Below are 14,562 nucleotides of genomic sequence, written 5' to 3'. Positions count from 1 at the left end.
GTCGTGGGTCTTGAGACAATGTTTGCTACTAGCGTGTCATTATATATAAAGTCGAGGGTTGAGTACACCGTTAATCAGATATTGATGAGAATAGGGCAGATTACAACACCATTAAGAAACGATTTCTTCTAATTCCGTAAAATCCGGTATGCCACTGCAGTAAGTACTCAATCTTTATTTCACACCGAAGAAAATGATCTGGACCGAATGATTTTTCGCAACTGGAAACCTAAAAGTTTTAATGAAATTCCCTTTGCACTATCAGCCCCACATCGGAAGACAACACAGTATATCGTTCTGCTCAACGCCCCGTACGGCCCCTTCCGCCAAAGTCAGTCTCACTGACATGAAAGACCAGTGCCTAAACCATTCACCTGTTAAGAGGCGTGGCTGGCTGGAGCTTCCCCAACAACATAGAAAAGATCGTTTTGAGGTCGTACGACTTTACTACATGAACAGCCTAATGGAAGACCACGAGCTTCTCAACGGAATCCACTTCGCCAACGATATCCGCCGTGTCAATGTATCGATAAGTGAATTCGCTTTCCAACTACGTGCTCAGTAGATCCGATACCTCGCAGTAAAGCCAAAACGCCAAGACAAAATCACAAACATCGAGTTTATCAAAGGCAACGAAAACACCGCCCCTATCGTGATGGCCGTGACTGTCAAAAGGTGATAGATCATTATTAAATCAGAGTCCTATTCGGATTACCAACTTGGTGTCGGAGGGACCGGAGAACATCATCAATCAAAAATCGCCGATGGTATTGCCATCCTGAATCGCCATCAGGTATTCCAATGTTGAATTCACAGCTGGGTTTGTATTGTGATCTATGTTTTCGCTGATGAACCGAACAGCGCCATCAGCCATCAAGAAATGAACGCCTCCTTCGTGAGTGCTCAGGAATCCACGTCGACATTCATTGTTTTCAGGACAGTTAAGTTTTCGCTTTCCACACCCCATGACAGAAGCAACACCACCATTATGAGCCTGACGCGTTCCGGCAGCTCCAAAAACATTACCTGCCCAAGGATTATTGGTGGAAACAGTGGCTACTTTTTTCCAAATTCGTTCACCAAGCAATAACTGGTTGCTCGTACCATCGGTCAGATCCCGAATCTTTACTTTGCTGTTTTGATAAAAGGGACCGCCTTGAACTCCACCAGCACCTCGATTGGTTTCATGACTACGATTGACAGCGACATAATTCGAAATGGCCGTATTCCGATTTTGCGACCCCGCGTCCCTTACTTCACGATCACCACCAACATTTCTATTAACGTCTGGTCCAACATCAGAAGGACAACGAAATATAACCACTGGCTTTTGCATTAGGCGGAGCAACCTCGTTCCAGAATCTCCGTGCACGGGATCGTTCGGATTGATAGCGTCAACCATCTGGACGTTGCCTGGATTGAGTTGGTTGTAAAGAGAAGCTTGATCTACGAACGGAAGAAGGTAGGTTCCCCATGACCAGTTTCCAAAATTGTTAGAGTCACTCCCACGTTGCCTGACATAGCCGGGTGGCAATACTCCATGTGTCTCGACATAGTTGTGTATTGCTAATCCGAACTGCTTCAGATTGTTCTTACATTGCGATCGGCGGGCGGCTTCGCGTGCCTGCTGTACTGCAGGCAGGAGTAGTGCAATGAGAATCGCAATGATGGCAATGACAACCAGTAGTTCAATTAGTGTGAATCCTCGTTTGAATTGATTTCTCATGAGAGCACCCTTTTTCAAATAAAAATATAATAAAACTGAGCTTTAAAATATCGTAATCTAGTAAACAGTTCCTATTGAGAGGTTAAATCAATATTCAATGCATCTGTGCCGCTCTTAGGAACAGTGATCGATATTTCAGGGGCCTCTTCATTCCGAAATCTAGCTGGAATAGGATTAACACCTGGCACTTCGGCACCTTCATCATCTATCATTGAAGGCACCTCGTAGCTAACTACAACGCTATAGTCTCCTGGTTCTAATCCATTTGTTCCAGCACTTGTATTAACGGTGAATGTCCCATCCGAGTTGATGGTTGCAAATGCACTGTTACCTTCGTTAGCGGGATAAAAATTCAAAGTTCCGGATGTGAGTGGCTTACCGTCTAGGGTGATCTTACCGGAAGCTGAAGAGCTTGCTTGCTCTATACTTTTTCCACAACCTGTAGTTCCTAAAAACATCACAACCAAAAGCAAAATGCGCATACTGGTAACCTACTAAAAAAGCTCCGAAAGAATCGAACATGTTTAAAACAATTGGATAATCCCATTTCAAAAAAGGAACGATTTTTGAAAGAGATGTAGTGCCACTCTTTGTTGTTGATCTCTAAAAGAATTCGGGCTTGAATCAAATGATGCATTAACAACTCTGAACTGGTTCATAGAGACTCTTCTAGCCCTAAATCTATCAATATACAAATGATACATTCACAATCTAAACAATGAGTTAATTGGTCAGATCAATTTGTAAAATAAATTTATATAATTTGTAAAATAGAGCCATGATATCGAACATGCGCAAATCAAGTTTTTCACAACAACAAATCTCTATATCATCACATCAAATAGGAAATCAAACAAAATCCAACACAATAAACAACAATATGTAATACTTACTAATACAATATGTAATACTCAATATATTGTTCGTTTATAGAATTCCTATAATATTTGTCAACTGATTTCAGAAACGAATTATAAAGTTATGACATTTAGTTCATTAAAAAACATAACAAAATAAAAATTGAAAATCGCATTAACAAACTGCTCTGTTGCTACCTCATTTAAGAAACGTTTTTTCATTACTTAGCCCATCAAAAAACTCAGCCTGAATGAGGGGGGGGTTGATGTGCCCCCTCTAACCGAATCCAGAGCTTGAAAAACAACTCAAAGAAAAATTACACAACTGAGCACTGCTAGATAACAAGCCTTTTCGAGTGCGCTAGAGCCAGTCCAATTCGATAATTCTCAATCAGAATACTTATCAATGTTTGAACTCCACTCACTGGTATTAGTGCATGCCAGTGACGAATAAAGCAGCTCGGAATAGATCGGTTGAGTTTCGATTCAATTCTGCCATGCGCGTTTTAACCTCTTAGTACGACCATGAAATCAGTTCCTCAACCTCGGAACTGATTTCATGTTAATTCAACAGGTCAAATGAAATATTCCCAGTTCAATAACGTAAAAATTTGACCTAGTAGACTCTGTAGCGATCTTTATTCATTTCAAAAGACATAGCATTGAATTCAGTCTATATGAACAAAATAACATATACATTCAACCACTTGCAATGTCAAATTCGTCTCCTATGCAGACAATAACAGGACGTCTCAGAAAAACCCTAAACCGTCAATAATTCCGAACAAAAGTGCTGGAATGATAACGAGTGCATTGGTACGCTTTTACATAATGAAAATTTATCTTATGCCCTAGAAACCATACACTATGCTTAATCACCCCATATCACCCAAACCAACATTCTTGTAATACACATGAACACAGAATTGATTACAAGAATTTAGACACTCCAGAAAGAAACTCCATCCATGTTGTTGACGAACTGGTTAAGGTCAATCGCCTCGAAATGTCGATCATCTCGCCCACGCACGTTTAGCAAGCAACGTTCCCGCTCACTGAAACGTTATCAAACAATTCAAGGCCGTTATAGAAATTTAATCGAACAGCTCGAAGATCGCACACTCTTAACATCGCTTTTTAGCATAGATGATGTATCATTTGTCGAAGGTGATGCCGGCACTTCTAATGTCGTTCTAACAGTCTCACGAACTGGCGCAGCTCCAGGGGACCTCAATAGTATTGCATCTGTCGATTTCACAACAGCAGATGCTACAGCAACAACAGTAGATGCTGACTACGTTTCACAAGGAAACACGCTTAACTTCGCGGCAGATCCATCAAGTACTTTACAAACACAAACGATTTCAATTCAGGTTAATGGTGATGTCTTAACTGAAGAAAATGAAACATTTGAAGTCCATTTGCTTAACAATAGCACAGGGACATCTCTCGACAATAGCGAAGCAACAGTCACAATTCTAAATGATGACCAATCCACTCTATCGATCAATGACATTACTGTGAATGAATTTGATGGAACGGCATCTGTAGTTGTTTCTCTTGATAACCCCATCGATACCGAAGTCAGTTTTGACTTTTTGATCTTTGATGAAACAGCCAATAATCCCGATGACTATCTTGCTGCATCTGGCTCAATGACGTTTGCTCCAGGCGAACTATCAAAAACCATTAACGTTCCCATCGTCGATTCGAATTTGGTGGAAAGTACGGAAACATTTTTAGTAAGTTTGTCTAACATTCAAACCACAAGTTCCAACCTGATTGTTTCCGATACGCTGGCCAAAGTTAGAATCCTGGATGACGATCAAGCCATTGTTTCGATCGATGATGTTTCCGTAAATGAAAATGACGGCACAGCAATGATTTCAGTTTCGCTGAATCATCCTGTCGATACAGCTATCAGTGTGGACTTCATGACTGCAGATCAATCGGCCCTCACTACTGGTGACTATATTGCCCAGACAGGCACCCTGATCTTCAACCCGGGAGTACAATCACAAACCATCACAGTCCCTCTCAGTGATGACAATCTCGTGGAAGGCAATGAAACATTTCTGGTTAACCTGACCAATCTTCTAACTAGTGATGCCGATGTGATTATGGGAGATCCTCAGGCTACTGTTACCATCTTAGATGACGATGAAGCTACGATCGCAATCGACGATATCTCTGTGGACGAAAGTGATGGAACGGCCACTCTCACCGTTTCGTTAGACCAACCAGTCGCCACCACTGTGAGTGTAGACTTTGCTACCGCTGATCAATCAGCCGCCAGCCCAGACGATTATACTTCCCAAACAGGCACCCTGATCTTTAACCCGGGAGAACAGTCACACACCATAATCGTTGATATCACCGATAATAATATTGTGGAAGCAGATGAAATATTTTTCGTCAATCTGAGCAATATCCTGTCCAATGGTGCAAATATCACTTTTGCTGATGAGCAATCTGAAGTCACAATATTAAACGATGATCAGGCTAATATTTCGATTGATGATATTTCCGTGAATGAAAATGACGGAACGGCCACTCTCACGGTCTCGTTAGATCAACCGGTCGCCACGACTGTCACCGTTGACTTTGACACCCTCGATGAACTCGCTGTGGCCCCCGACGACTATACCACCCAGACGGGTACCCTGACCTTCACTCCGGGAGTGCAATCTCAAACCATCGTCGTAGATATCATTGATGACGTTAACATCGTCGAAGGTGATGAAACATTTTTCGTCAATCTGTCCAACATCATAGCCAATGGATTCAATGTATTGATGAGAAATTCTCAGGCAGAAGTTACCATTATCGATGACGAACAGGCCACGATCTCGATTAATGATATCTCTGTGAACGAAAATGACGGAACGGCCACGCTTACCGTTTCATTAGACCAACCCGTGACCACGACCGTCACCATCGACTTCGCCACCGCCGATCAATCAGCCGCCAGTCCAGACGATTATACTGCCCAAACGGGCACTCTGACTTTCAATCCGGGAGTGCAATCACAAACCATCGATATTTCCATCGATGATGATAATCTTGTAGAAGACACGGAACTATTTCTCGTTAGTCTGGCCGATATCCAGGCCAATGGCGCCAACATCACCTTTGCCGATGATCAGGGTGAGATCACCATTCAAGATAATGATCAGGCCAGCATTTCAATCGATGATATTACGGTGAACGAGAATGATGGCACCGCCACACTCACCGTCTCATTTGATCAACCGGTTGACACCACTGTCACGGTCGACTTCGCCACTGCTGATCAGTCGGCTCTCAATCCAACCGACTATACTGCCCAAACAGGCACCCTCACTTTCACCCCGGGAGTGCAATCTCAAACTATCGTCGTTGACATCATTGACGACGTTGACATTATCGAAGGTGATGAAATATTTTTCGTCAATCTATCCAACATCATGGCCAATGGGTTCGACGTATCAATGGGAGATGCAGAAGGAACAGTCACCATTATCGATGATGAAATAGCCACGATCTCCATTGACGATGTCACCGTCAACGAAAATGACGGCACTGCCACTCTCACTGTCTCGTTAGACCAACCGGTCGCCACGACCGTCAACGTCGACTTCGACACCGTTGATCAATCAGCCGTCAGCCCAGACGACTACACCACCCAGATGGGTACCCTCACCTTCACACCTGGAGTGCAATCTCAAACTATCGTCGTTGACAACATCGATGATCTGGACATCGTGGAAGGTATTGAAACGTTCCTCGTCAACCTTACCAACATCCAGGCCAGCGGCGCCAACATCACCTTCGCCGACGACCAGGGTGAAATCACCATTCTCGATGATGAAGCGACCACAATCGCCATCGACGACGTCACGGTCAATGAAAATGACGGTACCGCCACGCTTACGGTCACCCTGGATCAACTGGTTGCCACCACCGTCACCGTCGATTTTGCCACCCTCAATCAACTCGCCGTCGACCCCGACGACTATACCGCACAATCAGGCACAATCACCTTCAATCCGGGAGAGCAGTCACAGTCCATCATTATTTCCATTGTCGATGATACTGATCTGGTAGAACCTGACGAAACATTTCTCGTCAATCTCACCAACATCCAGGCCAGTGGTGCGAACATTACCTTTGCCGATGATCAGGGTGAGATCACCATTCAAGATAATGATCAAGCCAGCATCTCCATCGATGATATTACAGTGAACGAGAATGATGGCACCGCCACGCTCACTGTCTCGTTAGACCAACCGGTCGCTACGACCGTCACAGTGGAGTTCACCACTGCGGACCAGTCGGCAATTGAATTGGACGACTATACCGCTCAGACAGGCACACTCACCTTTAACCCCGGAGTTCAATCACAACAGATACTCGTTTCTCTCATTGATGATGATCTGGTAGAAAACGACGAAACATTCCAGGTCGATCTGACTGCTTTTCTGGCGAATGGTGCTGATGTGATTATGAGAGATAATCAGGCAATCGTCACCATTCAGGACGATGATCAAGCCACCATCTCCATCGATGATATTTCGGTCAACGAGAATGACGGCACGGCCACACTTACCGTTTCATTAGACCAACCGGTCGACGAAATTGTCACTGTGGAATTTACCACTGCGGATCAGTCGGCAATTGAATTGGACGACTATACCGCTCAGACAGGCACCCTCACCTTTAACCCCGGAGTACAGTCACAAACCATCATCGTTCCTATTATCAATGATCTTGATATTGTGGAAGCTGACGAAACATTTCAGGTCGATCTGACTGCTTTTCTAGCAAATGGTGCTGATGTGGTTATGGGAGATGACCAGGCAATCGTCACCATTTTTGATGACGAACAAGCTTCCATCTCCATCGACGATGTCACCGTCAACGAAAATGACGGTACCGCCACGCTCACGGTCACCTTGGATCAACCAGTCGCCACCACCGTCACCGTCAATTTTGCCACCGATAATCTGACGGCCGTCGACCCCGACGACTATACCGCACAATCAGGCACAATCACCTTCAATCCGGGAGAGCAGTCACAGTCCATCATTATTTCCATTGTCGATGATACTGATCTGGTAGAACCTGACGAAACATTTCTCGTCAATCTCACCAACATCCAGGCCAGTGGTGCGAACATTACCTTTGCCGATGATCAGGGTGAGATCACCATTCAAGATAATGATCAAGCCAGCATCTCCATCGATGATATTACAGTGAACGAGAATGATGGCACCGCCACGCTCACTGTCTCGTTAGACCAACCGGTCGCTACGACCGTCACAGTGGAGTTCACCACTGCGGACCAGTCGGCAATTGAATTGGACGACTACACCGCTCAGACAGGCACCCTCACCTTTAACCCCGGAGTTCAATCACAACAGATACTCGTTTCTCTCATTGATGATGATCTGGTAGAAAACGACGAAACATTCCAGGTCGACCTGACTGCTTTTCTGGCGAATGGTGCTGATGTGATTATGGGAGATAATCAGGCAATTGTCACCATTCAGGACGATGATCAAGCCACCATCTCCATCGATGATATTTCGGTCAACGAGAATGACGGCACGGCCACACTCACCGTTTCATTAGACCAACCGGTCGACGAAATTGTCACTGTGGAATTTGCCACTGCGGATCAGTCGGCAATTGAATTGGACGACTACACCGCTCAGACAGGCACCCTCACCTTTAACCCCGGAGTACAGTCACAAACCATCATCGTTCCTATTATCAATGATCTTGATATTGTGGAAGCTGACGAAACATTTCAGGTCGATCTGACTGCTTTTCTGGCGAATGGTGCTGATGTGATTATGGGAGATAATCAGGCAATTGTCACCATTTTTGATGACGAACAAGCTTCCATCTCCATCGACGATGTCACCGTCAATGAAAACGACGGCACGGCCACACTTACCGTTTCATTAGACCAACCCGTGGCCACCACCGTCACCGTCGATTTTGCCACCGATAATCTGACGGCTTTCGATCCCGACGACTATACCACCCAAACCGGCACACTCACCTTCAATCCGGGAGAGCAGTCACAGTCCATCATTATTTCCATTGTCGATAATAACATTGTGGAAGGCGATGAAAGGTTTCTTGTAGACTTATCCAACATCATGGCCAACGGGGCAAATGTTACTTTTGCCGATGCTCAGGCAGAGGTCACTATTCTGGATAATGAGTCGGCCAGTTTCTCAATTAATAATATATCAGTGAATGAAGATGCGGGAACAGCCATGCTGACTGTCTCTTTGGATTTCGCAGTCGATACCGCCATAAGTGTAGACTACACCACAACGAATCTAACAGCGGTCGCTCCAGATGACTATTCGGCACAAACTGGCACGCTCACCTTCAATCCGGGAGAGCAGTCTCACACTATCGCTGTAAACATCATTGATGATAATCTCGTGGAAGATGATGAATCCATTCTGATCAGTTTAAGTAACATTCAGAATGGGGAGAACGTTACTTTTTCTAATAGTCTGGCAACGGTCCTGATTGAAGATAATGATCAAGCTATCATATCAATCAGTGACTTGACAGTGAACGAAAATAACGGTACCGCCACACTTACCGTCTCGTTAGATCAACCAGTTGATACGACCGTCACCGTCGACTTTGCCACCGATAATCAGACGGCTTTCGATCCCGGCGATTATACTACCCAAACAGGGACTGTGACCTTTGATCCGGGAGTGCAATCTCAGACCATCATCGTCGATATCACCGATGATGTGAATATTGTAGAAGGTGATGAATCATTTCTCCTGAATCTCACTAACCTTCAGCCCAATGGTGCCGATGTCATTATGGGAGACAATCAGGCAGAAGTCACCATTCTCGATAATGAAGCGACCACAATCTCCATCGACGATGTCACCGTCAACGAAAATGACGGCACGGCCACACTCACGGTCACCCTGGATCAACCGGTCGCCACCACCGTCACCGTCGACTTTGCCACCGATAATCTGACGGCTTTCGATCCCGACGACTATACCGCTCAAACAGGTACGCTCACCTTCAATCCGGGAGAGCAATCCCAGACTATCGTTCTGGATATCATCGATAACATCGACATCGTGGAAGGCATTGAAACGTTCCTCGTCAACCTTAGCAACATCCAGGCCAGTGGCGCCAACATCACCTTTGCCGACGACCAGGGTGAAGTCACCATTCTCGATGATGAAGCGACCACGATCGACATCGACGACGTCACCGTCAACGAAAATGACGGTACCGCCACACTCACGGTCACCCTGGATCAACCGGTTGCCACCACCGTCACCGTCGACTTTGCCACGGCAAATCAACTCGCCGTTGATCCCGACGACTATACCGCCCAGTCAGGCACCCTCACCTTCAATCCGGGAGAGCAATCCCAGACCATCATCGTCGATATCATCGATGATCTGGACATTGTGGAAGGCATTGAAACGTTCCTCGTCAACCTTACCAACATCCAGGCCAGCGGCGCCAACATTACCTTTGCCGATGATCAGGGTGAAGTCACCATTCTCGATGATGAACAAGCCACCATCGACATCGACGACGTCACCGTCAACGAAAATGACGGTACCGCCACACTCACGGTCACCCTGGATCAACCGGTTGCCACCACCGTCACCGTCGACTTTGCCACGGCAAATCAACTCGCCGTTGATCCCGACGACTATACCGCTCAAACCGGCACCCTCACCTTCAATCCGGGAGAGCAGTCCCAGACCATCATCGTCGATATCATCGATGATCTGGACATTGTGGAAGGCATTGAAACGTTCCTCGTCAACCTTACCAACATCCAGGCCAGCGGCGCCAACATCACCTTTGCCGATGATCAGGGTGAAGTCACCATTCTCGATGATGAGCAAGCGACCATCAACATCGACGACGTCACCGTCAACGAAAATGACGGTACCGCCACACTCACGGTCACCCTGGATCAACCGGTTGCCACCACCGTCACCGTCGACTTTGCCACCGATAATCTGACGGCTTTCGATCCCGACGACTATACCGCTCAAACAGGTACCCTCACCTTCAATCCGGGAGAGCAGTCCCAGACCATCATCGTCGATATCATCGATAACATCGACATCGTGGAAGGCATTGAAACGTTCCTCGTCAACCTTAGCAACATCCAGGCCAGTGGCGCCAACATCACCTTTGCCGATGACCAGGGTGAAGTCACCATTCTCGATGATGAAGCGACCACGATCGACATCGACGACGTCACCGTCAACGAAAATGACGGTACCGCCACACTCACGGTCACCCTGGATCAACCGGTTGCCACCACCGTCACCGTCGACTTTGCCACGGCAAATCAACTCGCCGTTGATCCCGACGACTATACCGCCCAGACAGGCACCCTCACCTTCAATCCGGGAGAGCAATCCCAGACCATCATCGTCGATATCATCGATGATCTGGACATTGTGGAAGGCATTGAAACGTTCCTCGTCAACCTTACCAACATCCAGGCCAGCGGCGCCAACATCACCTTCGACGATGACCAGGGTGAAGTCACCATTCTCGATGATGAAGCGACCACGATCGACATCGACGACGTCACCGTCAACGAAAATGACGGTACCGCCACACTCACGGTCACCCTGGATCAACCGGTTGCCACCACCGTCACCGTCGACTTTGCCACCGATAATCTGACGGCTTTCGATCCCGACGACTATACCGCCCAAACCGGCACACTCACCTTCAATCCGGGAGAGCAGTCCCAGACCATCATCGTCGATATCATCGATGACCTGGACATCGTGGAAGGCATTGAAACGTTCCTCGTCAACCTCACCAACATCCAGGCCAGTGGCGCCAACATCACCTTTGCCGACGACCAGGGTGAAGTCACCATTCTCGATGACGAGCAAGCGACCATCGACATCGACGATGTCACAGTCAACGAAAATGACGGTACCGCCACGCTCACGGTCACCCTGGATCAACCGGTCGCCACCACCGTCAACGTCGATTTTGCCACCGCAGATCAGCTCGCCGTCGACCCCGACGACTATACCGCCCAGTCAGGCACCCTCACCTTCAATGCGGGTATGCAATCACAAGAGATCATTATTGATATCACTGACACTGCTCTTGTGGAATTTACAGAATCATTTCTTGTGAACCTGAGTAATATCCAAGCAAACGGTGCAAATATCACATTCGCCGATAATCAGGGCGAAGTCACGATTCTTGATGACGATCAGTCTAATTTAACAATTAGTGATCTCTCGATTGACGAAATGGATGGAACCGCGGTTCTCACCGTCTCTTTAGACAGTCCCGTCGACACAGCAGTTAGTATCGATTTTATAACCGATGATCAGTCAGCATTAAATTCAATTGATTATCTATTCCAATCAGGCAGTTTAACATTTAATCCAGGAGAGCAATCGAAAAGCATAACCATCACGATCCTGGACAATGCCGCTGTCGAATTTGATGAAACATTTTTTGTGACTCTCAGTAATTTACAAACCAGTAGTTCAGATGTCATTCTTGCAGACGATCAGGCAGAAGTAACTATCGTTGATGATGACCAGTCTACGTTTTCGATTACTGATATTACCGTCAATGAAGACGCGGGAACTGCAACCGTACTCGTGTCGTTGGACCAACCGGTGGACACAACCGTCACCGTCGATTTTGCTACCGTTGATAATTCAGCAACAAATCCTACAGATTATCTCCACCACACAGGCACTTTAGTTTTCACTCTGGGAGAGCAACCGCAAACCATAACTATTCCCATAATCGATACCGATGACGTAGAGTTAACAGAATCATTTTTTATCAATCTATCCAATATTCAAGCCAACGGACTTGATGTCACGTTCGCAGACTCGCAGTCAGAAATCACCATCACTGACGATGACCAGACCACCATTTCCATCAATGATATTTCTGTCAATGAAGACATTGGAACTGCAACTCTGACTGTATCCTTAGATCAACCAGTTGGAGAAATCATCACTGTTGACTTTGAAACGGTTGATCAGACAGCGACAGGTCCTGAAGACTATTTATCTCAAACTGGAACTCTGACCTTCAATCCAGGCGAGCAAACCCAAACAATCACAATTCCTATAGTGAATAATGACCTCGTAGAGCTCAGTGAATTCTTATTCGTTAATCTGAGTAACCTTCAAACAAATGGCACCGATGTCATTCTCACAGATGACCAGGGCGAAGTCACCATCTTCGATGATGATCAAGCCCGCATATCAATTGATGATATCTTTGTCGACGAAGATTCGGGATTCGCAACGTTGACTGTATCTCTGGACTCGCCAGTTGACACAACAGTCAACGTTGATTTTGCTACGACAGATCAAACTGCTATTGACCTAGAAGACTATGTGGCCACGTCTGGCACGATCAACTTCTCTCCGGGAGAACAATCAAAAACCATTACGATTTCGATTATCGATTCTTTTCTGTTAGAAGCTGATGAAACGTTTCTCGTTAATTTAACGAATCTTCAAGCGAATGGTCGCAACGTTTTATTTGCAGACAATCAGGCAGAAGTTACCATTGTAGATGATATCATTGCCTCAGCGAATATTGATTTGCGTGTTGTCAACTCACCCACAAATACACAACCAAACGGAGAAGTCAATTTACTTCCAGAAAATCAGGATTCCATTACCGAATGGTCTTCTTACTGGGTCGAAATATGGGTCAATGCCAGCAGTCCTACCAATCAGGGAATTTTCTCCGTAGAACTAGATCTCAATTATCATACAGAATTTACATCAGCAACTGATATCGAATTTGGTGCAAGCTTCTCTCAAAATCAGGCAGGAACAATTAACGATGCTTTGGGAACAGTAGAAGGTCTGTTCGCCGAAACAAATGCATCTGAACTAGGAATTGCAGGTCATCTTTTGTTTGCTCGTATCAAATTTGAACCCCTTGCAGAAGACCAAGTCGAACTCGATCTTCCCGGCAGAAGTATTGGCCCTTATGATCTTGGTTTTAATATCAATTCGCAGCAAGTCCATTTGGATGGTAATATTCCCGTCACAACGAACTTAGTAGAATTTGCAGGAGCCGATATTTGGGCGAACCCCTTTGATCTCGACGATGATGACGCAATCAATTTTAAAGATCTGATGCTGTTCGCCAGTGTTTATCAGACCATCCCCAGCGAGTCTGCTTCAGACCTTTCCTGGTTTGCCGACTATAATCAAAACAATAGCGTCGACTTTAAAGATCTCAATTTGTTTGTGAGCAACTACAACAAAAGTAAGCTTGGTCAAACGGCGATTACCTATCCTCAGAATTTCCCGGAAGCCTGGAACAATCCATTGATTGCCGATACGTCTCAAGCTGAACCGCAAACCTCACCAGTTTCTCTTTCACAGTCTGCTGCCGACTCAGTATTGGACGGTGTTGTTGAATACGTCAGTCCTCAGCTTACTCCAAGCCAAAACGAAACACTGGAAAATATCGACATTGAAATCGTTAACCTTACGGGAAACACATTAGGTCGCGCCGTTACCGGTACAATTTACATCGATGTTAATGCCGCCGGATATGGCTGGTTTATTGATGACACACCTGGTGATCATAGTGAGTTCGAACAGTCAAGTCACTTATCCCTCATTGCCCTGCCCGACAGTGATGCCGCTGGTCGAGTGGATCTCTGGTCCGTCATCATGCACGAACTCGGCCACCTGTTAGGCTATGATCATGAAGCAGAAGGAGTGATGCAAGAGACCCTGGCTCCCGGTATTCGCAACCTACCATCCTGGGAATTGAATATTGACCTCGGTGAGCATTCCACGCCTGAAGAAGCGGATTCATTCTTTTTGACTATACAAAATGAGACAGAATTAGTGCCGTTTTAAAGAGGTATGATTACAATAAGGTCAGATACCTATTTCTTAGTTAATGCTCTCTATTCATGAGCATTCTTAATGA

General features: G+C 45.9%; 3 protein-coding genes. 1 reads left to right on the top strand and 2 read right to left on the bottom strand.

Features of this window, described 5'->3' with window-relative positions; all coding sequences use genetic code 11:
- Window positions 1–751: 751 nt before the first annotated feature.
- Window positions 752–1,726 (bottom strand): DUF1559 domain-containing protein, encoded by a 975-nt coding sequence (locus V144x_RS13355; RefSeq protein WP_144985653.1) that lies wholly within the window; start codon window positions 1,724–1,726, stop codon window positions 752–754.
- Between the two features lie 71 nt (window positions 1,727–1,797).
- Entirely contained in the window at window positions 1,798–2,208 is a 411-nt protein-coding gene (locus V144x_RS13350; protein WP_144985652.1) for a hypothetical protein, read from the bottom strand.
- Window positions 2,209–3,551: 1,343 nt separating this feature from the next.
- Between V144x_RS13350 and V144x_RS13345 the strand changes: the two genes are divergently transcribed.
- Complete coding sequence (locus V144x_RS13345) at window positions 3,552–14,489, top strand: Calx-beta domain-containing protein (RefSeq protein WP_144985651.1); 10,938 nt, start codon at window positions 3,552–3,554, stop codon at window positions 14,487–14,489.
- The last annotated feature ends 73 nt before the right edge of the window (window positions 14,490–14,562 follow it).

Origin of the sequence: Gimesia aquarii (genome assembly GCF_007748195.1) — a bacterium.
In the GTDB taxonomy this organism is placed as follows: domain Bacteria; phylum Planctomycetota; class Planctomycetia; order Planctomycetales; family Planctomycetaceae; genus Gimesia; species Gimesia aquarii.
Note: the sequence above shows the minus strand (reverse complement) of the source record. Positions and strands in the feature narration are given on the sequence as shown.

What these genes read in the sequence shown, in the direction of transcription:
- V144x_RS13345 (WP_144985651.1), top strand. Translation starts at nt 3,552, where the DNA reads ATGTTGTTGACGAACTGGTTAAGGTCAATCGCCTCGAAATGTCGATCA.
- V144x_RS13355 (WP_144985653.1), bottom strand. Translation starts at nt 1,726, where the DNA reads ATGAGAAATCAATTCAAACGAGGATTCACACTAATTGAACTACTGGTT.
- V144x_RS13350 (WP_144985652.1), bottom strand. Translation starts at nt 2,208, where the DNA reads ATGCGCATTTTGCTTTTGGTTGTGATGTTTTTAGGAACTACAGGTTGT.